20 protein-coding genes are annotated in these 25,986 nt (G+C 62.1%); 8 read left to right on the forward strand and 12 right to left on the reverse strand.

The window, feature by feature from the left end; genetic code table 11:
* Positions 1-66: 66 nt before the first annotated feature.
* Positions 67-3,390: an autotransporter domain-containing protein gene (locus QW845_RS21650; protein WP_315803576.1), complete on the reverse strand. Its 3,324-nt coding sequence runs from the start codon at positions 3,388-3,390 to the stop codon at positions 67-69.
* Positions 3,391-3,571: 181 nt separating this feature from the next.
* On the opposite strand from QW845_RS21650, the gene QW845_RS21655 reads away from it, so the two are divergent.
* On the forward strand, positions 3,572-4,792 hold the full coding sequence (locus QW845_RS21655; protein WP_315803577.1) for a TIGR03032 family protein: 1,221 nt from the start codon (positions 3,572-3,574) through the stop codon (positions 4,790-4,792).
* Between the two features lie 356 nt (positions 4,793-5,148).
* Here QW845_RS21655 and QW845_RS21660 read toward each other — a convergent pair whose 3' ends face one another.
* The 5 genes from QW845_RS21660 to QW845_RS21680 form a co-directional block, all read right to left on the reverse strand.
* The gene (locus QW845_RS21660; RefSeq protein WP_315803578.1) at positions 5,149-5,928 is read right to left on the reverse strand and encodes an enoyl-CoA hydratase/isomerase family protein; all 780 of its coding nucleotides are present in this window, start codon (positions 5,926-5,928) and stop codon (positions 5,149-5,151) included.
* 72 nt (positions 5,929-6,000) lie between these two features.
* On the reverse strand, positions 6,001-6,738 hold the full coding sequence (locus QW845_RS21665) for an esterase/lipase family protein (protein WP_315803791.1): 738 nt from the start codon (positions 6,736-6,738) through the stop codon (positions 6,001-6,003).
* Entirely contained in the window at positions 6,738-10,163 is a 3,426-nt protein-coding gene (locus QW845_RS21670) for an acyl-[ACP]--phospholipid O-acyltransferase (RefSeq protein ID WP_315803579.1), read from the reverse strand. The genes QW845_RS21665 and QW845_RS21670 overlap by 1 nt, the downstream gene beginning before the upstream one ends.
* A 271-nt stretch (positions 10,164-10,434) precedes the next feature.
* A complete protein-coding gene (locus QW845_RS21675; protein ID WP_315803580.1) occupies positions 10,435-10,701 on the reverse strand; it encodes a hypothetical protein in 267 nt (88 codons plus the stop codon).
* A 184-nt stretch (positions 10,702-10,885) separates the two neighbouring features.
* Positions 10,886-12,973 carry a molybdopterin oxidoreductase family protein gene (locus QW845_RS21680; RefSeq protein ID WP_315803581.1) on the reverse strand — a complete coding sequence of 696 codons (2,088 nt, stop codon included), beginning with the start codon at positions 12,971-12,973 and terminating at the stop codon, positions 10,886-10,888.
* 367 nt (positions 12,974-13,340) lie between these two features.
* Here QW845_RS21680 and QW845_RS21685 point away from each other — a divergent pair, with 367 nt between their 5' ends.
* Genes QW845_RS21685 through QW845_RS21695 form a run of 3 tightly spaced genes read left to right on the forward strand, consistent with a single transcriptional unit; the run spans position 13,341 to position 15,569 of the window.
* Positions 13,341-14,027, forward strand: coding sequence for a GntR family transcriptional regulator (locus tag QW845_RS21685; RefSeq protein WP_409997950.1), 687 nt, complete (start codon positions 13,341-13,343; stop codon positions 14,025-14,027).
* Between the two features lie 55 nt (positions 14,028-14,082).
* Complete coding sequence (locus tag QW845_RS21690; protein ID WP_315803583.1) at positions 14,083-15,081, forward strand: TRAP transporter substrate-binding protein; 999 nt, start codon at positions 14,083-14,085, stop codon at positions 15,079-15,081.
* Positions 15,082-15,140: 59 nt separating this feature from the next.
* Positions 15,141-15,569 carry a TRAP transporter large permease subunit gene (locus tag QW845_RS21695; RefSeq protein ID WP_315803584.1) on the forward strand — a complete coding sequence of 143 codons (429 nt, stop codon included), beginning with the start codon at positions 15,141-15,143 and terminating at the stop codon, positions 15,567-15,569.
* Here QW845_RS21695 and QW845_RS21700 read toward each other — a convergent pair.
* Both QW845_RS21700 and QW845_RS21705 read right to left on the reverse strand, forming a co-directional pair.
* The gene (locus QW845_RS21700) at positions 15,551-16,282 is read right to left on the reverse strand and encodes a Crp/Fnr family transcriptional regulator (RefSeq protein WP_315803585.1); all 732 of its coding nucleotides are present in this window, start codon (positions 16,280-16,282) and stop codon (positions 15,551-15,553) included. The two genes, QW845_RS21695 and QW845_RS21700, sit on opposite strands and share 19 nt — an antisense overlap.
* Before the next feature lie 572 nt (positions 16,283-16,854).
* Positions 16,855-17,568, reverse strand: a complete 714-nt coding sequence (locus tag QW845_RS21705) for a helix-turn-helix domain-containing protein (RefSeq protein ID WP_315803586.1) — start codon at positions 17,566-17,568, stop codon at positions 16,855-16,857.
* Between the two features lie 140 nt (positions 17,569-17,708).
* Between QW845_RS21705 and QW845_RS21710 the strand changes: the two genes are divergently transcribed.
* Positions 17,709-18,026, forward strand: coding sequence for a cytochrome c (locus tag QW845_RS21710; RefSeq protein ID WP_315803587.1), 318 nt, complete (start codon positions 17,709-17,711; stop codon positions 18,024-18,026).
* 10 nt (positions 18,027-18,036) lie between these two features.
* On the opposite strand, the gene QW845_RS21715 is transcribed toward QW845_RS21710, so the two are convergent.
* Genes QW845_RS21715 through QW845_RS21725 form a run of 3 tightly spaced genes read right to left on the reverse strand, consistent with a single transcriptional unit; the run spans position 18,037 to position 21,059 of the window.
* On the reverse strand, positions 18,037-19,137 hold the full coding sequence (locus tag QW845_RS21715) for an ABC-type transport auxiliary lipoprotein family protein (RefSeq protein WP_315803588.1): 1,101 nt from the start codon (positions 19,135-19,137) through the stop codon (positions 18,037-18,039).
* Positions 19,138-19,140: 3 nt separating this feature from the next.
* Complete coding sequence (locus QW845_RS21720; protein WP_315803589.1) at positions 19,141-19,920, reverse strand: ABC transporter ATP-binding protein; 780 nt, start codon at positions 19,918-19,920, stop codon at positions 19,141-19,143.
* Positions 19,921-19,922: 2 nt separating this feature from the next.
* A complete protein-coding gene (locus QW845_RS21725; protein ID WP_315803590.1) occupies positions 19,923-21,059 on the reverse strand; it encodes an ABC transporter permease in 1,137 nt (378 codons plus the stop codon).
* A 161-nt stretch (positions 21,060-21,220) separates the two neighbouring features.
* Between QW845_RS21725 and QW845_RS21730 the strand changes: the two genes are divergently transcribed.
* Together QW845_RS21730 and QW845_RS21735 are read left to right on the forward strand one after the other, a co-directional pair.
* On the forward strand, positions 21,221-21,490 hold the full coding sequence (locus tag QW845_RS21730; protein ID WP_315803591.1) for a hypothetical protein: 270 nt from the start codon (positions 21,221-21,223) through the stop codon (positions 21,488-21,490).
* On the forward strand, positions 21,491-21,997 hold the full coding sequence (locus QW845_RS21735) for a phage holin family protein (protein WP_315803592.1): 507 nt from the start codon (positions 21,491-21,493) through the stop codon (positions 21,995-21,997).
* 37 nt (positions 21,998-22,034) lie between these two features.
* On the opposite strand, the gene QW845_RS21740 is transcribed toward QW845_RS21735, so the two are convergent.
* On the reverse strand, positions 22,035-24,728 hold the full coding sequence (locus QW845_RS21740; protein WP_315803593.1) for a bifunctional acetate--CoA ligase family protein/GNAT family N-acetyltransferase: 2,694 nt from the start codon (positions 24,726-24,728) through the stop codon (positions 22,035-22,037).
* A gap of 250 nt (positions 24,729-24,978) precedes the next feature.
* On the opposite strand from QW845_RS21740, the gene QW845_RS21745 reads away from it, so the two are divergent.
* Complete coding sequence (locus QW845_RS21745; RefSeq protein WP_315803594.1) at positions 24,979-25,968, forward strand: zinc-dependent alcohol dehydrogenase family protein; 990 nt, start codon at positions 24,979-24,981, stop codon at positions 25,966-25,968.
* Positions 25,969-25,986: the final 18 nt, after the last annotated feature.

Consider the following 25,986-nt stretch of genomic DNA (forward strand, 5'->3'; position numbering starts at 1 on the left):
AGGCACGTCTCGATAAGATGCCGAATCGCCTCGTGCATCGCTCCGAATATCTTTTGCCGGATAGAGCTAGAATTGAATTTTGATGTGCCCCTCGACCGAATGATCCTGGGTGCTGGTCGAAAGATTGCCGCGATAGGACAATCCTATGACAGTATTGGCGCCTGTGCGCAGATCAAGCGCGGTTTGCACCAGGGCGGCATCGCGGGCGAGCGGCACCCCGGCGATGTCGAATCGAGCGCCCGTGCTTCTGAAAAGCAGGTAGTCTTCCGGCTTAAGCTGGCCGAACCCGTGTTGCCAAGCGAGCGATGCTGAAGGTTTGAGCGCCATTCCGCCCGACAATCCAATCACCGCCGACGCGCGCGACCCGATCGCGGTATAACCCACGTCCTCCTCGCGCGATGCGACGGAAAGTGCGGCAACGTCACCGGCCTCATCGAAGCCATTGGTATGGAGATGGATCCAGGACCAACCTGTGAATGGCTCCACAACAGCATTCGCGAGGTTTAGATCATACCCAATCTCACCAAATAATTGTGAGCTGAACGCGCCATAGCGCCCGGTCGCCCGTTCGAGAAAACCGGGATAGCTGATCGAGCGAGCGCTCCCAATCGTGCTGAAACTCAGAAGTGCCCCCGAGCGGACGTTCCAGGCACCCACGCCCAACCCTGTATAGACGCCGAAAGATGCGCTCTCGATATCGGCCGAGCTCGCACGGGCATCGATGCTCATCCTCGAATTGGTGTAGCCGAGTGCAACGCCTGCCCGCCAGTTGTCTCCCAGCCGCCCGTCTACTCCGCTGAAGAAGCCGCTCAGGCGTCTGCTCATACCAGCAGCACTCCCGTCACCATGAACCGTGCCCCAAGCCCCCACTCCCTGAGCCCACCAGGCAATATTCCGCGATGTGGATGCGTTGGCCGACAAAGGAATGCTGCCAGCGCGGAAAATGTGCCTGCCCGTATCGACATAGGCCAGGTGCTTCGGCGGGGATCGATCGGCATCACCGTAGATCACGGCCGGACCTTCGGAGCCAAAACCCGCAAAGGCCCCAAAACGGTCCTCAAACGAAGTTTGACGCAAGCGTCCGAGGACGGCATCCCGGGCGTAATGGCCGTCTTCAACAATGGACGTCCGTGCGCTGGCATGAAGTTCGCCCGATAGCGCGTCGAACGCCTGCTGCGCGCCGGCCGCCGTCTGGAAGATAACGCTGCCGAAAAGCCGGCTGTCCGGCGAGCTTTCCTGGAGAGCGGTGGCTACGGCCAGCTGGTTTGCCGTCCGCGCGACGCTCGGAAAGAAGGTCGACTGGGTCAGCGAGAGGAACACGTTGTTGGCATCATAACTCAGGCTGGGAAACAGGAACGCAGAGTTGCTGCTCACCCCAGAGAAGGTACCAATGACGCCATCGGCGGCATTGAGAATATTGTAGGTCGTACGGAAGCCATAGGCACCGCTTTGCGGCAGGACAACAACATTGCCATTGAGTCTTGCCGTGCCGGTCGCCGCGATCCGGTCTGCGGCCCCGGTCGCGTTGGTCTCGACTTCGTAGGCGGAGCCAGAGGCAAAGGATAGATCGCCGGAGACATTAAGCGTCCCGATCGAATTGCCTGGCGCAACGACTCCGCTGCTCGCGACACCGAGCCCCCCGATCGTGCCATTGCCCGTGAGCCGGGTCCCGGAGTTGACGAACACGGTCGATGCAAGCCTCCCCGTGACGTCCAGTATTCCGCCGTTGACGAACGTCGGACCGGTATAGCTGCTGTCCCCGCTCAGGACGAGCGTGCCACTGCCGTTCTGCTCAAGGGTACCAGGGCCCGAGATCGTTCCACCGAAGGTGTAATTGTCGGAACGATTGAAGGCCAAGATTCCGTTGTTGATCACGTCGCCGACGATCGAGCCGCTGGTGCCGCCATTCCCGAGTTGCAGCGTCCCAGCGCTGACGGTGGTGCCGCCGGTATAAGTGTTCGCGCCAGAGAAGATGGTCGAGCCGGAGCCAAGCTGTTGGAACGTCCCGGTGCCCGAAATGATGCCACCGAACGTGTAGCTGTCGGAACGATTGATCGCGAAGGTGCCATTGTCGTTGACGTTGCCGCCGATCGAGCCGCCGCTGCCGCCATTCCCGAGTTGCAGTGCGCCGCTATTCACCGTGACCGAGGTGTTTGGCATGCTTCCGTCAACCTCGAGCAGGCCGCCACTCACGGCAAAGCTGGAGATGAGCGGAGTGGCGCCCGTAAGCGTCCAGTGGCTGCTGCCCTCCTTGAGAAACGTCCCGAAGCCCTGGTATTGCAGGCCTGCACCGACCGTTGCGACGTTGAAGCTCGCTGTACCCGTGCCGCCCAGTGCAAGGGTGTCGCTGCCGCCGCCGAAGACGTTGCCGTTGATCACAGCGGTTGGATGAAGCTCAAGCCGGTTCGCCGAACCATGAAATCGCGCCGCGCCGCCTGCACCGCCGTTGAGCGTGCCGGCCACAGTGAGAGTCGTGGGGCTGACGACGAGGCTCGATGTATCAATGGCGAAACCATCCGCCCCCGTACCATTCGAGGTCACCTGGCTTCTGGCACCGATCGCAATCGCAATCGATCCGCTCGTTCCGCTTCTCGCATATATGCCCGTCGTATTGGTTCCTGTGACGTCGCCCGAGATGGTAATCTTTACCGCGCCATTACCATCGCTCCGCGCAAAGATGCCGCTCTCCTGGCCGCTCACGGCGGTTCCGGCGGTTGTGGTCACCGTGACATCCGCGTTCCCTCTCGCGAGAAGCGCGAAATCGCTGCCGGTCGTGCCGGCGGCTGTGACGTCACCATTGACCGTCACGGTCGTCGATCCAGTGCCGTAGTTGCGGCTCAGAATTCCGTAGCGTGCGCCACTAACGTTGGAGCCCGCGCCGGTTGTCACGGTCAGATCAGTGCCGAAATTGATCGCCACGATTCCCCGCGATACCGCGGTTGTGCCCGTGCTGACGACATCGCCATTGGTCGTGATGTTGAGCGCGCCGGTGCCCTGGTTGCGGCCCCGAATGCCGTAGTTGAGGGCGGTGATATCACCGTTGGTATTGACTGTGATGCTGCCCAGAACGCCGGCTGTCGTCGTCATATTGAGTCCGTTACCGGCGCTCGCGGTAAACGGAGAGGAGTTCGTGTCGGTATATGAAAGGTCGCCAGCGCCGGTGATCGTGAGGGCATTCGCGGAGACAGTGGTAATGCGGAATCCCGATAGCGCAGTCACGTGCGCGTTGGCGCCCGAAATCGTCTGGGCGGTGCTGGCCCCCGAGCATTCCCAATTGGAACCGCCCACATTGGCGCAAGCAGAGTAGGCCCGGCGGCTATAGCCGGAAACAGCACCCACCAGCATCGAAGACGACAGCACCAGCTGCCGGCATAGAGACCTGTCGGACAAGCGCCCCCCTCCTTGGGCTGGGAAATTCAACCTTTATATGTCAAAAATCACTCGACAACCAGGAGATGCCGCACTTCGATCACAAAGTCGTAGGTCGATCCCGTCTTTCGAGGCGCTCTCCTGGGCCGCGCTGAAGAGGCGCGGCCTCTTGTCGGGTCCACCGCCGTTTGGGGAAGCATCCATGTGCTGTCGTGACGATGTGCCGACATTCGAATCAAACGAGATTTTGCCCGCCGATCAAACTGGCCTGCGCCTTCCCGCGGAACAGGTCGGCCAAGCCGGCGGGGAGGCGCTTCGGTACTCCATGTCCCCCGGACTGCCCGAGTTTCTTGGTTCTCAGCGCATCGCCATCGTGGGTTCGTCCTATCAATCCGGCAAACTCTATTTCCTCGGTCAGAACGTCGATGGCGGGCTCTTGGTCCACGAGCGCCTCTTTCACAAGGCTATGGGACTCTGCGTCGTGGACAGAGACACGATTCTGCTCGCCACGATGTTCCAAATCCTGAAATTCAGGAACGTGCTTGCGCCCGGCCAGCGGATCAACGATCTGCACGATGCCTGTTATGTCCCGCGCCAGATATTCACCACCGGCGAGCTCGATGTTCACGACGTCGGGGTGCTGAGCGATGGCCGCATCGTCTTCGTCAACACGCTTTACAATTGTCTTGCTTCAATATCGGAACGGCACAGCTTCACGCCGCTGTGGAAGCCTTCATTCATTTCGAAGATCGTCAAGGAGGACCGATGTCACCTGAACGGACTTGCCATCGAAGACGGCACCCCTCGCTACGTTACCGCGATCAGCAAATCGGATACCGTCGATGGCTGGCGCGACCGTCGCTCCGATGGCGGCATCGTCGTCGACGTGCACTCCAACGAGATAGTGATCGGCGGTCTCTCGATGCCTCATTCCCCCCGACTCTATCGCGGGAGATTGTGGGTGCTTAACTCGGGCACAGGGGAGATCGGGTGGATCGCGCATTCAGCAGCCGGCGCGACGTTCCAGGTTTTGGCCTTCTGTCCCGGCTTCGTGCGCGGGCTCGCGTTTTTCGGCAACTATGCCTTCGTTGGCTTGTCGAAACCTCGCTATGAGCGGTTCGAGGGTCTCGCACTGGATCGCCGGTTAGCCGAAACCGATTCCGAACCGTGGTGCGGAATCCAATTGATCAATCTCGATACCGGTGTCTGCGAAAACTGGTTTCGGATCGACGGGGCGGTAACCGAATTCTACGATCTGGGCGTGGTGGCAGACGTGGTGCGCCCCATGGCGATCGGCTTCGCCAACAACGAGATCCTTGATCTCGTCACCCATGATCCGATTGATGCCGCTCAGAGCGCTTGGCCTGTGCAGAAACGAGCGCCGGGAGTGGGTCCCCGTGGCGGGCGTAGAGTTGCACGCTAGCCGAGGAACAGGTGCTCCTCAAAGACGGCAGGCCGCACGCACGTGACGGTGACCAGAAAGCCCGGGGCACCAGAGAGATCACGTATAAGCCGATTCACCTGCCCTGCGCCCTCTTCATCTCTGAGTGCTGAGACCAGAACGGGACTCGGGCGCACGGCGCCGCGAGATTGCTGACGAATATATTCTGTTGCTTGACGATGGCGACGATGTTGAGAACACGCGCACGTCTCCACCAGCGTTATTCCGGACGGCGCCTGCAACGCGTGGGCACGGAATCCATAACCGCCATCGGGAGTATGGATTCCGGGCTCGCCCTACGCGCGCCCCGGAATGACGACCTCATCATACGAGCGAAATCATTTCCCCGGCCACACCGGCTTGCGCTTCTCGGCAAATGCCTTCAGGCCTTCCTTGGCGTCTTCGGTCATCGCGAGCAGCGCAATCTGGCTTTCGAGATAGGCGATGGACTCGTCGAACGACATCGAGGCGATGGCGCGCATGGCGTATTTGCCGCGGCGGATGGCTGTCGGCGACTTGTCGACGAGACGGCCGATCAGCCAGTCGATCTTGCCGTCGAGCTCGGCGGCGGGAACGACGTGGTTGAGCAGCCCGGCGGCCTGCGCGACCTTGGCGTCGAACGGCTCGCCCGTGAGCGCCCATTCGTTGACGAGCCGCGGCGGCGCGATGCTCTGCAAGAGGCTCAGCACCTGCATCGGGAACACGCCGACCTTCACCTCCGGAAGGCCGAAGAGGACGTGATCGGCCGCGACCGCCATGTCGGTCATGCACAGCAGGCCCATGCCGCCGGCCATGCAGACGCCGCCGACCCGCGCGATCGCCGGCTTGGTGGCATTCTGCGACAGCCTGAGCAGATCGGCATAGTCGACATTGGGACGGGAGAAATCCATCGCGAACGCCGCGCCGGAGTTCTGCAGGTCGGCGCCCGCGCAGAACGCCTTGTCGCCCGCCCCCGTCAGCACGATCACGCGCACCCCGGGATCGTCATGCGCCTGGCGATAGCCGCGCGAGATGCCGGCGATGACGTCGCCATTCAGCGCGTTGCGCTTCTCCGGACGATTGATGGTGATCCAGAGGGCCTGCCCACGCTTGTCGAGAATCACGCTGTCGTCGGTCATCGCCTTGCCTGTCGCTTGCTGTCGGATGCGAGATTGTCGCGGGATAGCCGCGAGGAGCAAGGAAAACTTGCGTCAGGAGGCCGCGCGGCGGCCGATCTCATCGATGACGCCGCGCAGCAGCGGACGCGCAGGCTCGAACTGGCCGGTACGCAGGAACGCGATGGTCTGCCGGAACGACGTCGGATGCACCAGCAGTCCCACGTGCGAGGCCTTGACGGTCGTGTAGTCCGTCATCCCGACGAGCTTGCAGCTCTCGACCGAGACGCGGCCGTCGTTCGGCCATGGCAGCAGGAACAGCCCGGCGATCGGGTCGAGGAAACGGTTGCCGGCGATCACGCCGATCTCGTAGTCGGCGGCCGGCAAGGAGGCGAGCGTGACGTCTTTCGTGGTCACCAGTTGCAGGCCTGCCGGCCCGAAATAGGCGCGATACAGCCCGACGTTCTGCAGCCGGTCGGCGAGCTCGCTGCCGCCATTGGGCGTTCCGAGCATGACGACACGGCCGAGCCGCGCCGGCCGATGCTTCGCGATCGCGACCCGTGCCAGCAGCCCGCCCATCGAGTGGGTGACGAAATGGACCGGACCGTCGATCCCGGCGGCGAAATCGGCGATCGCCGGGCGGATGTCGTCAGCAAGAAACTCGAGCGGCTTCTTGCGGCTCTCATAGTCGAGGTTCAGCGTCGCAAAACCTGCGCGCTGCAACCGCTTTTCCAGCGGACGCAGCATCAATGACCGGCCGGCGATGCCATGCAGCAGCACAACCCCCGCGTCGCGGGGGCCACTGTGCTGAGAACGCCGGCGCAGCGATGCGATCACGCGACTTCCCGCTCCTCCGGCTCGCGCTCCGTCGTAGCGGTTGCCGCACTCGCCTCGGCAAGCGCTTTGGCGCCGACATAGTCGGTCTTGCCCGAGCCGAGCAGCGGGATCTTGTCGACCACCATCACGACGGCCGGCACCGCAAGCTCCGGCGCGCCTTGCGCCTTGGCCTGACGCTGTATCGCGGAGCGTTCGGCATCCTTCTGCGTCGTGATCAGCACGATGCGCTCGCCCTTGCGCTGGTCGGGGATCGACACCGCGACCGAGGCTGCCTGCGGCCACAAAGCCGCGGCGATCTGCTCGACCACCGTCAGCGACACCATCTCGCCGGCGATCTTGGCAAAGCGCTTGGCGCGGCCCTTGATCGTGATGAAGCCCTGCGCGTCGATGGTGACGATGTCGCCGGTGTCGTGCCAGCCCTCCGGCAGTGCCTCGAGCACGCCGGGATTTTCGGCCCTGACATAGCCGAGCATGACGTTGGGGCCGCGGACCGAAAGCCGTCCGCCCTCCTCGATGCCCGGCACCTTGTCGAGCCGATACTCCATCAGCGGCGACAGGCGGCCGACGGTGCCGACACGGTTGGCCATCGGCGTGTTCATCGCCAGCACCGGCGCGGTCTCGGTGACGCCATAGCCTTCGAGAACGCGGATGCCATAACGCTCCATGTAGATCTGCCGTGTCCGATCCTTGACCGGCTCGGCGCCGGCAATGACCAGCCGCAGGGTGCGGAAATCGTAGGCATGAGCGGAGCGCGCGTAGCCGGTCAGGAAGGTGTCGGTGCCGAACAGGATCGTGGCGCCGGTCTGGTAGATCAGTTCGGGCACGATCCGGTAATGCAGCGGCGACGGGTACATGTAGATCGGAATGCCCGCCAACATGGGCATCATCATGCCGCCAGTGAGGCCGAAGGAGTGAAAGACCGGCAAAACATTGAACACAAGATCGTTAGCGTTGGCATCGACCCTCGCCAATGCCTGCGCGGCATTCGCGAGAATGTTGCGATGGGACAGGACGACGCCCTTCGGGGTGCCTTCGGAGCCGGACGTGAACAGAATCACCGCCGGATGGTCGGCATTGCGGGCGACGCGCGGCTTGGTGCCGTCGATCATCCCCTTGATCTTGTCGGCCAGGCTGACGGAGGCCTTGACGTCCTCGAGATAGACCAGGCGGGCCTGTCCTTCGATCGCCGCGATCAGCTTGTCGAGCTTGCCCTTCTCGATGAAGGCCCGCGACGTCAGAACGGTCGTGACCTGCGCCGCCTTCATTGCCGCCAGCACATTCACCGGGCCGGCGGAGAAATTCAGCATTGCCGGCACGCGGCCGATCGACTGCAGCGCCATGAACACCACGGCGACGCCGGCGGAGTTCGGCAGCAACAGGCCGATGTTCTCGCCCACCATCGTGCCCTGCTCGAGCTTGCGGCTGAGCACCTGCGAGCCGAGCAGCAGCTTGCGATAGGTCAGCTTGGTGCCGAGCGGATCCTCGATCATCACCTTGCCGGTGTCGTGGTCGCGATGGGCATGGGCGAGCGCCTCGAACAGCGTCCGATCCAGCATGGCGTTCTTGACCATGGCGTCGATCATCACGTCCTGCAGCGCCGCGCCGGCCGCATTGCGGCGGGTCTTGCCCCTGAGAGCCGCATCGATGGTGAGCTTCACCGGCGGCAGGATCGTCACCGTCACCTTGGGAAACCAGGAGCGCTTGATCTGGCCATCCTTGAGATAGCTGAGATGCGAGCGCTGCGCGCCCTCGATGCGAACGGGCACCACGATGGCGTCGGCCTTGTCGGCGATCATTGCGGTGCCGTCATAGACCTTCATCAGCGAGCCCGACACAGTGATGCGGCCCTCGGGGAAGATCACCACCGGCTCCTGGCTGGCGACCAGCTTGATCAGGTCGCGAGCACCGAGCGGCTTGGTCGGGTCGATCGTGATGTGGCTCACCAGCTTCAGGAAGACCTTCGCCCACCAGGCCTTGGAGATCCCGGTGTCCACGGCGAAGGTCGCATCAATCGGAAGCACCGCGTGTAGCAGCGGACCGTCGATCAGGCTGACATGGTTCGGCGCGATCAGCATGCGGGTGCCGGCTGGCGGCAGGTTCTCCAGGCCGCGCACTTCGGTGCGGAACAGAGCACGGAACAGCATCGCGCCGAAATCGCGCACGCCCTCCCTGCCCCATTTGTTGAGCACGAACCAGACGGCGCCGAAGCTCGCCAAAGCCAGACCGAGGAAGATCCAGGCGATCGAGACGCCTGCGGCCTGCAGGCCGGCCACCCCCAGCGAGCCGACCACCATGAAGGCGGCCTGCAGCACATTGCCGGCAGCGATGACCCGGGCGCGCTCGGTCGGCTCCGACCAGGCCTGCACGGCGGCAAACGCCGGAACCACGAACAGGCCGCCGCCAAAGGCGAAAACGGCGAAATCGATCAGCATGCGCGCGCCCGCCCAAGAGCCGACGAAGGCGAGCGGCGTGAGGCCCTTTGCGGCCTCGGTCGTCCCGATCGCCCAGGACAGATCGAGGCCGAGCACGCCCATGAGGATGGCGCCGATCGGCACCAGCGCGAGATTCGGCCTGACGTGGCTGAGATGCGCTGCGAACAGCGAGCCGATGGCAATGCCAATCGCGAAGATGGCGAGGCACAGAGTGACCACGCCCTCGGTGCCGCCGACGACATCCTTGACCAGCGCCGGCAGCAGCGACAGCACGACGGCGCCGACCAGCCAGAACCAGGACACGATCACCATGCCGTCCCACAGCCGCGGCGCGGCGTACAGCGACTTGAGAAGGTGCGAGGTCGAGGTCCAGGGATTGGCCGTGATGCGCAGATCGGGGGCCGACGGCGACGTATGCGGAATGCGCGAGGCCGACGCCCAGGAGATCAACGCGAGGCCGATGACGGCGAGAGCGACCCATCCCATGTGCGACGAGCCGGAGACGAGTTGGCCGCCGGCGATGGTGCCGATCAGGATGGCCATGAAGGTCGCGCCTTCGACCAGCGCGTTGCCGGTTGCGAGCTCACCGACCGTCAGTTGATCGGGCAGCATGGCGTATTTCACGGGACCGAACAGCGCGGCAATGACACCGAACATGCCGAGGGCGACGAACAGCAGCGGGATCGAATGCAGAAAGAAGCCCAGCGCCGCAAAGGTTGCGGCGAAGATCTCCGCGAATTTGAGCCGGCGCGCCACGATTCCCTTAACATATCGATCCGCCAGCTCGCCGCCGAGCCCGGACAGGATGAAGAACGGAAAGATGAAGACGGCGCCCGCCACGGTCACAAGCGCGTCGCCATGCGTTGCCACGGCGCCATAGAGCAGCATGATGACCAGCGCATTCTTCAGGACGTTGTCGTTCAGCGCCGAGGAGAATTGAGCCCAGAACAGCGGGGCAAAACGGCGCGACGACATCAACTGCTTGATCATGATCGATTCCTGATGTGCTGCAGCGGCTTGGCCGCAAGGATCGCAAGAGTCTTGAAGGTTGGTGATGAAATGAGGCGGAGCCGGCGATGCATCCCGTTAGACGCGGTCATGCGGTTAGGCGTTCTGTTGTTGGTCGCCGACCAGGATGGAAAATAGCGCGAAGGTCGTGTGCAAAAGGCTTATCCAGACCGATGGCAACGGGACGGAGGGGGTGGGACGCGAGGACATGGTGACCGCTTCGTTGCGCATCAGATCGGGATTTGAGACGAGGTCAGGTCAGTTCGCTCAGGTAGTGGAAGCAGCCGAACAGGCCGCCACGGCGCAGCCGGTGCCCTTCGCGCCCGGCGGCACGAAACAGACGTTGTCCCGCCAGCCGCCTCGTTCGCCGCGCAGCCAGCAGACCGGCAACATCACAAGCATTTGCGATCCGCTCGACGCGCGCCGTCAAAAGGTGAGACGCGAACCGCGCGAGACCGTTCAGTCCTGTCGGCGCATTGGTCGAAAAAAAATGGGGAGCGCGAGAGTCGAGAACCTGCATGAGACTTCTCCATATTTTGAGCAACGCTCAAAATATATATCGCGCTTTTGAGCGGCGCTCAAGAAGAGAATGTGAAACGTCAAGAAGGGTAAAATGATCCTGCGAGCCCCGCCTCTCGGGGTGAGGGGCGAATAAGGCCCTCGAATCAGAAGGGATTTTCGATAACTCGGCTTGCCCCAGTGGGTCAGCCTGCCGATTTGCGCAGCCAGACCTTGTTGTCGTGGAAGGCCGCGCCCCCGATCGGGGCGACGGTGTCGGCGGCGGTGAGCACGTTGATGCCGCGTCCCCCGACATGGGCGCGATTGGGATGGATCGATTCGGCGATCAACACTCCGCGCCGGACTCCGTCGAACAGCCGGGCCGCAAGCGAGGTCTGTCCGCGCTCATTGCCGAGCGTGACGATGTCGCCGTCGACGATGCCGAGCGGGGCTGCATCCAGCGGATGGATCATGACGGAGGGGGCCCCTTCCCGCGCCTGCGACGATGGCGTCTCGTTGAAGGAGGTGTTGAGGAACGAGCGTGCGGGACTGGTTGCAAGCCGGAACGGATGCTGCTGATCGACCTCTTCGGTCACCGCCCAATGGTCGGGCAATGACGGCATGCGCTCCGGATTGCCCATGACGCGTCCGAATGGCGGATGAGCCCAGTCGGCCTTGAAGTGGAATTTGCCGTCCCTGTGCGCGAAGCCGTCGAGATAGTGCGACGTGCGGAAGTCCGGCTGAAGGTCACGCCAGACATCGGCCTCGAGCCCGGCGATATCGCCATGGCCGCTCTTCTTCAACGTCGCATCGATCAGCTCGCGCGGCGACATCTCGAAGCCCGGATGCACAGCCCGCAGCCGCCGCGCCAGGCCTTGCAGCACCTCGTGGTTGGAGCGGCACTCACCCGGTGGATCAATCAGCTTCGGTCCGACCGAGATGTGCTGATGGCCGCCGCCGTAATAGAGATCGTCATGCTCCATGAACATCGTGGCGGGCAGCACGATGTCCGCCATCTGCGCCGTCTCGGTCATGAACTGCTCGTGGACGGCGACGAAAAGGTCTTCGCGCGCAAATCCGTTGCGAACCAGCTCCTGCTCGGGCGCCACCGTCATCGGGTTGGTGTTCTGGATCAGCATCGCCTTGACTGGCGGGCCTCCACAGAGGGCCACCGCGTCTCCCGTCAGGATGCGCCCGATCTGGGACTGATCGAGGAAGCGGGTGGAATGATCCACGGCGTCATGGCCCTCGATGATCGACTCATCGAAGTGCCAAAGCGCGGCGTTGTTGAAGAAGGCCCCGCCTCCTTCGTACTGCCAGGCGCCCGTCACCGCGGGAATGCAGGATGCCGCATGCATCTGCGTGGCACCGTTCCTGCTACGGGTGAAGCCGTAACCCAGCCGGAAGAAGGTGCGCTTCGTCTCTCCGACCAGACGGGCGAACGCCTCGATCTCGGCCACGGGAACGCCAGAGATTTGCGATGCCCATTGCGGCGTCCGCGTCTGCAGATGCGCTTCGAGTTCCGCAGGGCAGTCCGTGTACTTCTCCATATAGGCGCGGTCGGCAAAGCCGTCGCGAAACAGCACGTGCATCACGCCGCAGGCAAAGGCGCCGTCGGTGCCCGGGCGCAGGATGATCTTGATGTCGGCCTGCTTCATCGTCTCATTGTCGTAGACATCGATCGCGGCGATCTTGGCGCCCCGCTCTTTTCGGGCGCGCGCGGCATGAGTCATGACATTGACCTGCGTGTTCACCGGGTTCGTGCCCCAGATCACGACCAGGTCCGAGAGCGCCATTTCCCGCGGATCGACGCCGGCGATCTTCCCGGTGCCGATGGCAAAGCCGATACGCGCGACATTGGCGCAGATCGTCGAGTAGAATCGCGAATACTTCTTCACATGGGTGAGACGATTGAGGCCGTCGCGCATCACGAGACCCATCGTGCCCGCGTAATAATACGGCCATACCGACTGAGCGCCAAAATCCCGCTCCGCCTGGAGAAACCGCTCCGCGATCTCGTCCAATGCCTCGTCCCAAGAGATGCGTGCAAAATGCCCTGATCCTTTCGGACCGACGCGACGCATCGGATGCATCAGCCTTTCAGGATGATGAATCCGCTCGGCATATCTCGCGACCTTAGCGCAAACCACGCCAGCCGTATAGGTCTGCCGTTTCGAGCCGCGAACGCGGCCGATCGTCTTCCGATCGAGCACTTCGACGTCGAGCGCGCAGGCGGACGGACAATCGTGCGGGCAGGTGGAATGGCGGATATCGACGCGGGTCTGCTGGTTCATGCCCGATTGGTAGCATCAAAGAATGCATCCGCCGAGAGCATTCGCGAGGCATTCGCATGAACAAGATTCGTACGTGTCTGCATCACCGCAGATCTGGTTCTGGACGTGGACAAGTCGCCGCCGACGACGGCTGATCCGCCGTTAGGGGCGAGATGAAGACGGCAAGAAAAGACGATAGGCTTTGTTGCGTGCTCGTGTTTGCTGCCTGCGACGGTCTACATCGCAGCGCACCATCACGAGCCCTCAGCTGACGGCAATTTCGATTGCAAAGCGAGTTTCATATATTAATATATCAGTTGAGGAAACGAAAATGTCCGGTCGCCCCCCGAGGAAATTGGCCGCAGCGCCACGGCCCGTGGTGGCCCGCATGCGCCGCAATGGTCGACCCCGCGGCGCGACAGCAGCGTCACGCATCTACACCGATCTCAGGTCGGAACTCGTGTCGCTCGTGCGCCTGCCGGGCGAACCGATTTCGGAAGCGCAGATCGCGACGGCCTATGGCGTCAGCAGGACACCGGTCCGCGAGGCCATTCTGAAGCTCTCGGACGAAGGGCTGGTCGAGATCTTTCCGCAGTCCGGCATCTTCGTCTCGCGCATTCCGGTCGCAGCACTCCCCGAGACCATCATCATCCGAAAGTCTCTCGAAGAGACCACCGCACGGCTGGCGGCCGAGCATGCAACATCGAGCCAGTTGCTCAACCTGCATGCGACCCTCGAACGTCAGCGCGAGGCCTGCGCCGCAAAGGATCGCGAAGCCTTCCACCAGGCCGACGAGATGTTTCACGCTGGCATCGCCGAGGTCGCCGGCTATCCCGGTATCTGGAAGCTGATCGTTCAGGTCAAGGTTCACGTCGACCGCTATCGCCGCCTGACCTTGCCGCAGATCGGACGGATGGCCGAAGTGATCGCAGAGCACGAACCAATCCTTCAGGCCATCGAACGGCGCGATCCGGATCGTGCCCGGGCTGCCATGGCGAGTCATCTGGAACGCCTGCTCGACGACATCTCTGAAATTCAGACCAAGAATCCAGAGTATTTCGATCAACCAAGCTAGCGAGATGATCGCATCGAACCTTGCGGCGACACGATCACTTCGGCGGAGAGACGCCATGAAAAGACGCGATTTCATCAGACTGAGCGTGGGCTTTGCGGGCGTTGCAACGCTGCCGCCGATCTCGGCCGCCCTTGCGCAATCGAAGGCGGTGTTCAAGGCATCCGACGTTCAGCCGCCGGGGTATCCGACGGTTGCAGCAACAGAAAACCTCGGCAAGAAGCTTGCGGCGGCCACCAGCGGCAGGCTGTCGATCCAGATGTATCCGTCCGCTCAGCTCGGCGGCGAGAAAGAGACCATCGAGCAGACCCAGATCGGGGCGATCCAGATGCTGCGGGTCAGCGCCGGCGCGCTCGGCCCGATCGTCGATGACGTCAACGTCGTCAACATGCCCTTCCTGTTCAAGAGCATCGAACATTCGGAAAAGATGATGGACGGTCCGATCGGTCAGGACCTTCTGGACCGCGTCAGCGCCAATGCCAGCGCAAATCTCGTCGCACTCTGCTGGATGAATTCGGGTGCGCGCAGCATCTACAATACCAAGAAGCCCATCAGGACGGTGGAGGACGTGAAGGGGCTGAAGATTCGCGTGATCGGCAATCCCATCTTCATCGACATGATGAACGCGCTCGGCGGCAACGGCGTCGCGATGGGGTACGATCAGGTCTTCAGCGCGCTGCAGACCGGCGTGATCGACGGGGCCGAGAACAATCTACCGAGCTACGTCTTCAGCAGTCACTACACGGCCGCGAAGTACTATTCGCTCACCCAGCATCTCGTCATTCCAGAAGTCCTCGCGTTCTCGAAGCGCGCCTGGGCGAACCTGTCGACCGACGACCAGACCTTGATCAAGAAGTTCGCACGCGAAGCACAGATGGAGGAACGCGAACTCTGGAAGGTCTACGAGCGGGAAGCGATGGAGAAGGCCAGGGCCGCCGGCTCCGAAATCGTCGAAATCGCCGACAAGGCGCCGTTCCAGAAGGCCGTAAAGCCGGTCTGGGACAAATACGGTCCGAAGCACCAAGAACTGATTAAGCGCATTCAGGACATCGCGTAGACCGCGCGCTCGGTTCGGACGATCGGGAGGCTTACGATGGCCGGACTCCATCTCCGGCGATGGATGCGCTGCATCTCGCCTGCGTCATCGCGGGCGTGACGGCGCTCGTGCTGATCTCAGCCCTCATCCTTTGGGCGGTCTTCACGCGCCTACGTCCTGAACAGCGCGACCTTCTGGCCCGAACCGATGGCCGTCCTGTTGTACTGGCGCCACCAAGCCACAACGCCGTCCTGTACTCGCGCGCGACCGGTGGGGCGTTCTCGATCAGCGCGCTGCTCATGGCGGGTATATTCCCGGGACTGCTGCTCGGCTTCTCGCGGATCCTGCTCTGTACCGTGTTCGCCTATCGCGAAGACCATCCCCACAGCCGGCAGGTTCCAGCCAAGGATGCGGTCAAGATCACGATCGATCGCTGGCCGGATGCGGCCATCATCGGTTCAGCAGGACGCCGGAAAATGCCTCTCGGCCCCTACTCGTCCTCGTCTTGACCGGTCTCTGCCAATCCGCGTAGCGGCTCGGGATTCAGAAGAACGATCGCCCCGTGCTCGAGGCGGACCCAGTCCCGCGCGGCCCACGCACGCAATTGCTTGTTGATGCTCTCCCGCGTCATGCCGACCATTTCGCTGATCTCCTGCTGAGTGATGGCAATGGTGCGGCTCGCGGCATCCAGCTTGCGCTTGTCGGTCAGGCCGAGCAGTGCACTGGCAAGGCGGCGAGGAAGATCCTGAAGGATGACCTGCTCGACCTGGTCGCTGGTCCAGCGCAGCCGATCGCAAAGCAGCTCGATGAATTTCATTGCCAGCACCGGTTGGCTCTTCACGAACGGCAGGAATTCGCGCCGATCGATGACCAGTATCTCGCAATTCGTGTTGGCCGTTGCATCGGCTGTGCGTTCTCGTCCGTCGAGCACGGCGACCTCGCCGAATATCTCACCCGCGCTGATCAGGTTCAGGATGGCATTGCGGCCGTCGGGCGACGAGACACTGATTTTGACGGTGCCACTGATCACGGCATATAAGCTCGAGCCAGGATCGCCTTTTGAGAAGATGGTTGCACCGCGCTTGAGCGATGTCGGCTTGGCGTAGCGGCAGAGCTGATCGACCGCATCAGCCTCGAGCTCACGAAAAATCGGATGCTGACGCAGCACCGACAGTTTGCCGTTATTGGTAGGTCGGACGCTCGCCCGCTTTTCCTCAGTCACACCGCATCTCCCAGGCGTCCGAATACCGCCGCCCAAGGGAAATGTCCAAAGCTGGTGGCCAAGGCCCCGCGGATATCAGGGGACTATGGACACGCCTACAGCCACCAGCAAAAACGATCCCTCGGACTTGCGACCACCGATCCTCGATTTCATTGCATCTCGGAATACGGCAGATCGGCGGATTGTCCAGGAAAATGCGGCGAACGCTCAACGGCGAAGCCATGTGCCAATCGACGCCGGAGGCGTTTACGCCGCCGGGACGGGCCCTGCATACATTGTGCAACGCGTGAGAGTCGTCCAGCCGCCCCGTCGGACCGGCAGCGCTACTCTTCTGAGCGCAAGATGCCGCAGCCCAAGGGCAGCCTGTACCTCACACCCGATGCCTTGTCTGTGAATCAGCCCAAAGCAGGACCGCAGCGAACCCGACAAAAACCCCCACAACTGCAAAGCTGACCATCATAGCGTCCAGCGGCATGTCTCTCTCCCCCTGTTCGAGTTTGAGACACAGTTCCCTATCGGCTGCGCGACAGTCCTTGATCCAGATCAATGCAATACGGATTTCGCCCGCGATGTCAGGCAGCAGCCATTGCTTCAGCTCGCGCCGAGTCCCGAAGCGAGACGCCCCCGGGCAGGATCGCGATGATGCCCTCCCGTTCGAGCTTCGTGAACGTTCGACTGACGGTCTCGATGGTGAGCCCGAGATAGTCGGCGATATCCTGCCGACTCATCGGCAACGGTACCATGTTAGAGGCCCCCCGAAGCTCCACCAGCCGATCCCTCCAGCCAACGAGGAATGTCGCGACCTTCTCCTCGGCTGATCGGCGTCCGAGAAGTACCATGTGATCACGCGCCTGATTCAGCTCCTGCACGGCCAGTTCGTTCATCCGGCGCAGCAGATTCGGCTTGTCCTCGGCAAAGCGTCCGAACGGTCCCTTCGCGAACTGGCAGACGGTGACGGGACCGATCGCGTCAGCCGAAAATCCGTGCCGTTCCTCCGTCGTCATGCCGACGAAGTCGCCGGGCAGCGCAAATCCGACGATCTGCCTGCGTCCGTCGGGGAGAAGCTTGTAGAGCCTCATGACCCCATCCAATAAATTGTAGAAGCAGGACGACGTATCTTCTTGCGCGAAAACCGTCTCGCAGGTCGCAAAATGGGCTCGGCGGCTGAGGTGCTCGAATTCGCGCATCTCAAACTGGTCGAGCGACGCACAGACACTGAATCCCCGCACGGCACAATCGGCACAGGCCTGCCCGTGGAAATCGATTGCAACAAGAGACGTCTTCATACGAGGGCTCCGGTGGGCCAAGCGCAAAGCGAATGGTTGCATTCTAACGGACGCTCGAAGTTCCGATTGATTCAAATCAAACGAACCAACAATCCGGGCCCTATCGTGGCCGCCACTCCCAACACCAATGGATATCGTGAATGCAGCGGCTTGTTCTGTGCCACCTTCTCGCCGCCACGATGTTGGCGACACCGTCATACGCAGCGTCGACAGCAGAGCAACGCGGACAGGCTTTCGCGAAGGCCCACTGCGCACGATGTCACGCCATCGGTCGAACGGGAGAGAGCCCCTTCGAACCGGCCCCTCCGTTCCGCAGCCTGCATCTCCGCTACCCGATCGAATCGTTGGGCGAAGCGCTCGCGGAGGGGATCATGACTGGTCACCCGGCCATGCCCCAATTCCAGCTCGCGCCGCCGCAGATCCACGATCTGCTCTCGTATTTGAAGAGCTTGGAATAGCCCCGTCGATTCAGAGCGCCTGTATCGTCCAGGTCAAAATCGATTTGGCAATCCGGCCGAAGGCCTCGTCGAAGGCGGACACGGCATCAGCAGGATCAAGCCGGACAACGGGCTGGTTTTCGTCAAACAGCCGAGACGCGATGGCCTTGCCGTTCTTGTCGACGAGGCGAGCCGACAGGCCGATCTCCACCGCGGCGGTATCGGCATTGATCCGGAAACGGCGGACATCAATCAGCAGCTGAAAATCCGGCTGGCCCAGATCGGATGTCCGCAGCGGAGCGTGGGCCACATCGTAATTCTCGAAGGCATCGATCAGACGTGATTGCAACAACTTGGGGATGCTGTCAGCCCACAGGAAATCACCGAACCCCGGGTAATCCTTTGTTGGCGTGAATAGCATGCGCTGAGTCTGCAGCATCGCCACGGCCGTGGGCTCAGGTATCGCAAGCTGCCCCTTGATGGTCTTGTTGACCGGCCCCAGTTCTCGCGGCGCGCTCAGATCATAGGTGACTTTCTGTGCTGGAGCACCGCCTCCCGTCATTTTCTCCAGACCCGAGACGATTCCATCGAGCTTGCCGGTATTCCGCGCAAGGCCGTCTGAGAATGTCTTGAGGTTGGCGATCGTATCTTTGAGCGGCCCTGCATTCTCCGCAAGAACTGCATCGACACGCCGCAGGGCGTCCCGGGCGGCCTGCGTCATGCTTTGTCCGGCGCCCGGTTCTGCAATCAAGGTCGATACGGCACTCGCCGCTCCTGCCGACGCGCCACCCTCCAGCGCGATCACCGGCACTCCTGTCAGCCCCTGAAATTCCAACCCTACTTTGGTGTCGGCGCGCACGGGAGTCGTCGACGCCACGGAAATCGTTGCGTTGACCCGACGCGGATCGTTCGCCGCCAGACCGAGCTCGGTCACCTCGCCGACCCGGATTCCATTGAACAGAACGGCAGCCCCGACCAGCAGGCCGGGCACCGAGCCCTCGAACTGCACGTGATAGGTCGTGCGAGGACCGAGTCCTCCGGTGTTGTTGAGCCAGTAAACGAAGCCAAAGATTGCGACGATGGCCGCCAGCACGAAGCCGCCGATGACAGCGAAGGGTGCACGGGTTTCCATCTTTCAACTCGCTTTTGGTTGCAGCATCTGGGATCGCTTGCCGTGAAAATAGGCTTTGACCCATGGATGTTCTGATCGGAGGAGGTCGCTCATAGGACCAATCGCCACGATCCTGCCATCGGCCAACGCAGCGACACGGTCGCAGACCGTGTTGAGGCTGGCGAGGTCATGGGTCACCATAAACACCGTCAATCCCAACGTCAGCTGGAGCGTCTTGATCAGGGCATCGAAGTCGCCGGCGGAAATCGGATCGAGGCCGGAGGTCGGCTCGTCAAGAAATACGATCGCCGGATCGAGAGCGAGGGCGCGCGCCAGCGCCGCGCGCTTCGTCATGCCACCGGATAGCTCGGCTGGGAATTTATCACCGTCCTCTGCGCGAAGGCCGACCATTTCGAGCTTGGCTATCGCGATCTCATCCATCAACTCCTGCGACATCTGCAGGCTCTCGCGCAGCGGAAACTGAACGTTCTGCTTGACCGTCAGTGACGAGAACAGAGCTCCCTGCTGGAACAGAATTCCCCAGCGCTTCGCTGCCGCCTGCGTCGTCCGCTCCTCGGCGCTCCCAAGGGTTGTCCCCATGACCTCGATAGACCCGCTGCGCCGAGGAATGAGCCCGATGATCGTCCGCATCAGGACGGATTTTCCGCCGCCTGACGCGCCTACCAACCCGAGAATCTCACCGCGACGAACGTCGAGCGAAAGATCGTTCAGAACGAGCTGCCGGCCGAACCCGACAACGAGATCGGTCACGCGGATCGCGCTGGACACGCCAAGATCATCCATTGCTACATTCCAATGGACGCAAAGAACACGGCGAAAAGACCATCGAGCACGATGACCAGGAAAATGGATTTCACCACGGATGTCGTAGTCTGTTGCCCCAGCGATTCGGCACTACCTTTCACACGAAGTCCCTCACTGCAGGCAACAATGCCGATCACCAAGGCCATGAACGGCGCCTTCAATATTCCCACTTCGAAGTGCGTCACCGAGATGGCATCGTGTAACCGGGCGATGAAGATTGCCGGTCCCATGCCGCCATAGAGCTGGGCCACCAGCCCTCCTCCATACAGGCCAGCCATCGAGCCAATGAAGGCGAGAATTGGCAAGGTCAAGATCAACGCAACGATACGGGGCAGGATCAGCACCTCGACAGGATCAAGTCCCATCGTCACCAGCGCATCGATCTCCTCGCGCATCTTCATCGATCCAAGCTCGGCCGTGTAGGCGCTTCCCGACCGTCCTGCCACCATGATCGCGACGATCAGAACGCCAAGCTCGCGCAGGACCAGAATTCCGACCATGTCGACGACGTAAGACTCGGCACCGAAACGTCGAAAATGGAAGATCCCCTGCTGGGCAATGATGGCGCCGATCAGGAACGTGATCAACACCACGATTGGAATGGCCTGCCATCCGATGCGGTACATCTGATAGACGAGGGAGGTCACGCGCAGAGATCGCGGCCGGCGCAGCGTCCGCAGCAGCGCAAAGAACAGCGCGGCCAACATGTCCAGAAACACCTTGATATCCTGGGCGGCCCCCAGACTCGAACGACCGAGGTCGGTGAGTTTGGCAAGGATCGGGTTCAGTCTCGGTGCCGGCGCGACGGCTCGCCGATTGACCTGCCGGACCTCCTCGACGAGGCCGATGTAGTTTTCTGCCACCCCGGTCGTCTCGACCCGCCGACCGCCAACAGCAGCCCGGCGGCCGAGCTTCTCAAGCAACCAAGCCCCCACGGTATCGATTTCGCTGACGGCTCCAAGATCAAGCTTCACCGCAGTCGCGCTGTTGATGCTGTTGCCGACAGAGCTGGTCAAGCTCTCGAGCTCTGCCACGTTCAGGGACACCCATGATCCGCTCGGACGAAGCTCGAGCACATCCTCCGTCGTCGCGGCGGTAAGTCCCGGATGAGCACGCAATTGGATGTCTCCCTCATTCGGCGTGCCGAGGCACACCCGTTCCTAAATCGCGCCGATCTGCCTCGCTTGATCTGCGTCAATCCCGTCAGCGCAACGGGTTGAGCGAAATCAAGCATCGTGCCGAGCTACGTTCTACAGTGATTTTGACCCGAGGACAAAACATGGCCATCGACCCGACGACGCTCCGGACCGAGTTGGAGAGCCTGACGCGCGAGCTAAGCCAGCTGTTGCGGGGCGCGGGTGCGCCGCGTGACAACCCGGACGCGCAACCAGCTGCCGGAATGCTCGCTGCAGCGATCGAGGGGCTAGACATGCGTCTAAGTGAGACCGACGTTCAGGTGGAGCGGATGATCAGGGATCGTCCGATCGCGGCGACAGCTTCGGCCTTCGCCTTCGGGCTCGCGGTTGGCCTCCTGCTGCGGAGAACTTAAGTGGATACCGAAAATGTCGTTAAACATTTGCGCCTTCTCTGGCGGACGGACCGGGTCATTGCCGACATCAGGCTCCGGCATCTGCTCGTCGGACTCGGCCTCCGGGCCTTTGCGGCGCTGATCGCCGTCTTTGGCCTCCTGATGTTCGAGCTGGCGGCCTACCTTGCGTTGGTCCAGATCACCTCTGCGGTCGTGGCAGCCGCAGCACTCGGAGCCTGCAATATCGCGATTGCGGCGATCCTCCTGATCATCGCATCCCGTGCACCGTCCGGCCGGGAACTCGAACTAGCCAACGAGATTCACTCCTCGGCGATGGACTCGCTGCAGTTGGAAGCACGAGCTTTGCAGTCCCGGATCTCGAGCGTGGTCAACCATCCGCTCAACAGCCTCATTCCGCTGCTCATCGTTCCCGTTGCGACGATGATCATCAGAACTCTCCGCTCGCATGGCGCCTCCGAAGGCGAGGCGGCGAGGCCGCCGTCGAATGACGACCACCATCCGACCTGAACCGATGGATCCGGTGAGAGGACACCAAACACTAAGCTTAGAGCCTGAGTTTGACATTGCAAAGGTCGCGCTCGGTTGGATCGGTTCTGACCTCGAAACCGAGGTTCCTACACATCTCCAGCATGACGACATTCTCCTGCAGGACGTCGCCGGAGATCATTTTCAGGCCCTCCGACTTGGCGTATTCGATGATCAGCTGCATCAATGCCCAGCCGAGTCCGCGTCCCTTGAGATCCGACCGCAACAGGATCGCGTACTCCCCGCTCTCGTAAACCGAGTCGGAGTGAATCCTCACGACGCCGACCAGTTCGTTTGTCGCTTCATCGAGCGCCACAAAAGCCATCGCGCGCGCATAGTCGAGCTGCGTCAGGCGCGCGATGAACTCGTGCGTGAACTCCTTCATGGGGGCAAAGAATCGAAGACGCAGGTCTTCCGGAGTGACATGCTTGAGGAACTCATGAATGGTTGGCTCATCCTCGGGTCGGATCGGTCGCGCAAGGATCCGCCAGCCGTCCTTGACCTGGAGATGCCGTTCCCATTGGCTCGGATAGGGCCGAACGGCGAAATTCGACGGACCAGAGCCTTTGAATTTCGGCGGAACCCTGCCGACGGCGACGCGCGCATCGACGGCCATGACGCCGCTCTCGTCGGCGAGCAGCGGATTGATATCGAGTTCGCGAATCTCGGGAACGTCTGCTGCAAGCTGCGCAAGCTTGACCAGCACCAGTGCGACTGCATCGGGCTTGACCGCGGGGACATCACGATAAGCGCGCAGCAATCGTGAGACGCGCGTCCGCTCGATGAGGTTTCGCGCCAGATGGAGATCGAGCGGAGGCAGACCGAGCGCCTTGTCGTTGATGATCTCGACGGCGGTACCGCCCCTGCCGAACACGATCACGGTTCCGAAGATCGGATCGTCGGCAATGCCCATGATCAGCTCCCGCGCCTTGGCGCGGACGATCATGGCTTGCACGATCACGCCGGAAATCCGTGCGTCGGGCCGAAGGGCCTTCGCGCGGGCCATGATCTCGTTCGCCGCGTTACGCACGGCCTCGGCCGTGGTGAGATTGAGCACGACACCGCCGACGTCGGATTTGTGAATGATATCTCTCGACAGAATCTTGAGAACGACAGTTGTGCCTTGAGCGAACAACTGTTCCGCATACCCGACCGCCTCGTCGACCGAGGACGCAGCGAACGTCGGCACCATCGCAATATCGTAAGCCTCCAGCAGGCGACTGATCTCGACCGGATCGAGCCAGGTCCGCCCGTCGGCGAGGGCTGTCGCTATAATTCCGCGGGCTGCGTCGACGTCGGGCGCAAAAGAGCTCGGCATGGCCGGCGGGACAGCGGCAAGCGATTCGACCACCTCCCGATGACGAACGAGATGCATGAAGCCGCGAACGGCATCATCCTCGGTTGGATAGTTCGGAATTCCTGCCCCGCTCAAGGTCTCGATGACCGGCTGCTCCGCGCCGACCCATGCCGCCAGAACCGGCTTTGCCCAGCGCCGGTGCTGCTTTCGATAGGTACTGACGAACTCGGTGACAGCCGTGGCGATGGCGCTCGCGGATGCAATCGCGGTCTGAACATTCATGACGAGAATTGCATCGTTGGCTTGATCGGCGAGCAGCGCTTCGAGCGCGAGCGTGTAGCGTGCGGCATCGGCATCGCCGACGATGTCGACCGGGTTGGATCCGGACCAGGTCGGCGGCAGGATGGCGTCAAGTTTGTCGTGTACGACCGGCGAAAGTGCGGCAGGCACGCCTCCGAGCTCGACCAGTCGATCCACGGCGAGCACGCCGATCCCGCCGCCATTCGTGAGAATGGCGAGCCTCTTGCCCATGGGCGACTCCACCCGCCCCAGCGTTTCGGCGCAGTCGAACAACTCGCGCAGATCGGAGACCCGCAGAACGCCGGCCCGGCGAAAAGCCGCATCATAGACGGCATCGGCTCCCGCCAGCGCGCCCGTGTGTGTCGCCGCAGCTTGCGCACCGACGGCACCGCGGCCCGACTTTACGACCACAACCGGCTTGACCCTTGCCGCCCCTCGCGCCGCGGACATGAACTTTCGCGCGTCCTTGACGGCTTCGATGTAGAGCAGGATCGCGCGGGTCCCACCGTCCAACGCGAAGTGGTCCAGAAGATCTGCGAGATCGACGTCCAACTGATCGCCGATCGAGACGATTCCAGAAAACCCTACACCGCGCTGAGCAGCCCAATCTACCATCCCCGCCGCGATAGCGCCGGACTGGGAAATGAGCGCCAGGCTTCCTGCAACCGGCATGTGTGCCGAAAAGCTCGCATTGAGCTTGATGGTAGGCATCATGATTCCGAGACAGTTCGGCCCAATGAGACGCATGCCGTATTTCTGCGCCGCCTTCTCGGCCTGGTCGGCGAGCGACCCCTCTCCGTGCCCGAGACCCGAGGTAATGATCAAAGCCCCTGCCGTCCCCAACGCGCCTGCGCGATGAATGAGATCCGGGATCGAAGGGGGGGGCGTCGTGATCACCACCAGTTCCGGCACAAACGCCAGTTCGGAGAGGCTGCCAACGGCTGCGATATTGGATATTTCCCGATAGCGAGAATTGACCAGGCCAAGCTTGCCCTCGAACCGCGCCTTGACGATATTGTCGAGAATGGCCTTCCCTACCGAGTTAGGTCGCGGACTTCCTCCGATCAGAGCGATGGAGCGTGGCAAAAGCAGGTTCCGCATTCGGTAGGTCGACATTTGCACGTCCAACATCAGTCGGTGAAAGGCGGGTGAATCCCGGAGACTGATCTTAGTTTCAATCCGCAGCCGGTCTAGCGCGACTTATCATCCCAGCATGGTGACGGATGCAACCCCGCTCCGTTCCCTGACTGCGCCTGCCGGTTCTGCTCGGTAGGCCGCAGTATTCGGACCAAGTCCTTGATGAGCATCAAACGATTGCCGGGCTGATTATCTTATTACCCTGCAAATTCGTCCGGGAGGCTCTCCGATGCGAGCGATGGTTCTGCGAAAGCCTGGAGCGCCTCTGCAGCCCGAGACACTCGCGGACCCCGATCCTGGTCCCGGTGAGATCCGCGTCAAGATCAGGGCATGCGGCGTGTGTCGCACTGACCTGCATGTGTACGACGGTGAGCTTCCCGACATCCGGTATCCGCTCATCCCCGGACACGAGATCGTCGGTCATGTCGATCAGATTGGTCCTGGTGTGACGACGCACAGGCTCGGCGAACGCGTCGGAATTCCATGGCTGGGGCATACATGCGGCCATTGCGCGTTCTGCGCACGTGGTATGGAAAATCTCTGCGACCAGCCGACGTTTACCGGCTATACGCGCGATGGCGGCTATGCGACCCACACCGTCGTCGACGCAAATTATGCATTCCCGCTCGATGGTCTGGAGGATGACATCGCCACCGCACCGCTGTTGTGCGCCGGCCTGATCGGCTGGCGATCCCTGGTCATGGCAGGGGAAGCCGAGAGGCTTGGCATCTACGGATTCGGCGCGGCCGGTCACATCGTTGCCCAGGTGGCCCGCTGGCAGGGGCGTCAGATCTATGCGTTCACCCGCGAGCACGACGAGGCTGCGCAGGATCTGGCTCGCCAACTTGGCGCCACATGGGCCGGAGCGGCGGGCCAGCGTCCCGATGTTGCTCTGGACGCGGCCATCATCTACGCGCCAGCTGGCGAGCTTGTTCCGGCCGCTCTGCGGGCTGTTCGGAAGGGTGGCCGGGTGGTCTGCGCAGGTATCCATATGAGCGACATTCCGACGTTTCCCTATTCCCTTCTCTGGGGAGAACGCCAAGTGGTGTCCGTCGCCAACCTGACGCGACAGGACGGTCTCGATTTCCTGCAGGTCGCGCAGCAGGCTCAGATACGGACCCATACGACGCCCTATCCGCTGTCCGACGCAAATGACGTTCTGGCCCGCCTGAGGCGGGGTGACGTCGTCGGCGCGGCGGTGCTTATCCCGGACTTTTGAAGTGAATGTGGTAACCCC

Origin of the sequence: Bradyrhizobium sp. SZCCHNS3002 (assembly GCF_032377435.1) — a bacterium.
Lineage (GTDB): Bacteria > Pseudomonadota > Alphaproteobacteria > Rhizobiales > Xanthobacteraceae > Bradyrhizobium.

Excerpts from the sequence above, each read along its gene's own strand:
- QW845_RS21675 (WP_315803580.1), bottom strand. The coding sequence starts at position 10,701 with ATGCAGGTTCTCGACTCTCGCGCTCCCCATTTTTTTTCGACCAATGCG.
- QW845_RS21695 (WP_315803584.1), top strand. The coding sequence starts at position 15,141 with ATGGATGCGCTGCATCTCGCCTGCGTCATCGCGGGCGTGACGGCGCTC.
- QW845_RS21670 (WP_315803579.1), bottom strand. The coding sequence starts at position 10,163 with ATGATCAAGCAGTTGATGTCGTCGCGCCGTTTTGCCCCGCTGTTCTGG.
- QW845_RS21730 (WP_315803591.1), top strand. The coding sequence starts at position 21,221 with ATGGCCATCGACCCGACGACGCTCCGGACCGAGTTGGAGAGCCTGACG.
- QW845_RS21740 (WP_315803593.1), bottom strand. The coding sequence starts at position 24,728 with ATGTCGACCTACCGAATGCGGAACCTGCTTTTGCCACGCTCCATCGCT.
- QW845_RS21680 (WP_315803581.1), bottom strand. The coding sequence starts at position 12,973 with ATGAACCAGCAGACCCGCGTCGATATCCGCCATTCCACCTGCCCGCAC.
- QW845_RS21710 (WP_315803587.1), top strand. The coding sequence starts at position 17,709 with ATGCAGCGGCTTGTTCTGTGCCACCTTCTCGCCGCCACGATGTTGGCG.
- QW845_RS21685 (WP_409997950.1), top strand. The coding sequence starts at position 13,341 with ATGCGCCGCAATGGTCGACCCCGCGGCGCGACAGCAGCGTCACGCATC.
- QW845_RS21715 (WP_315803588.1), bottom strand. The coding sequence starts at position 19,137 with ATGGAAACCCGTGCACCCTTCGCTGTCATCGGCGGCTTCGTGCTGGCG.
- QW845_RS21720 (WP_315803589.1), bottom strand. The coding sequence starts at position 19,920 with ATGGATGATCTTGGCGTGTCCAGCGCGATCCGCGTGACCGATCTCGTT.
- QW845_RS21660 (WP_315803578.1), bottom strand. The coding sequence starts at position 5,928 with ATGACCGACGACAGCGTGATTCTCGACAAGCGTGGGCAGGCCCTCTGG.
- QW845_RS21745 (WP_315803594.1), top strand. The coding sequence starts at position 24,979 with ATGCGAGCGATGGTTCTGCGAAAGCCTGGAGCGCCTCTGCAGCCCGAG.
- QW845_RS21705 (WP_315803586.1), bottom strand. The coding sequence starts at position 17,568 with ATGAAGACGTCTCTTGTTGCAATCGATTTCCACGGGCAGGCCTGTGCC.
- QW845_RS21690 (WP_315803583.1), top strand. The coding sequence starts at position 14,083 with ATGAAAAGACGCGATTTCATCAGACTGAGCGTGGGCTTTGCGGGCGTT.
- QW845_RS21655 (WP_315803577.1), top strand. The coding sequence starts at position 3,572 with ATGTGCTGTCGTGACGATGTGCCGACATTCGAATCAAACGAGATTTTG.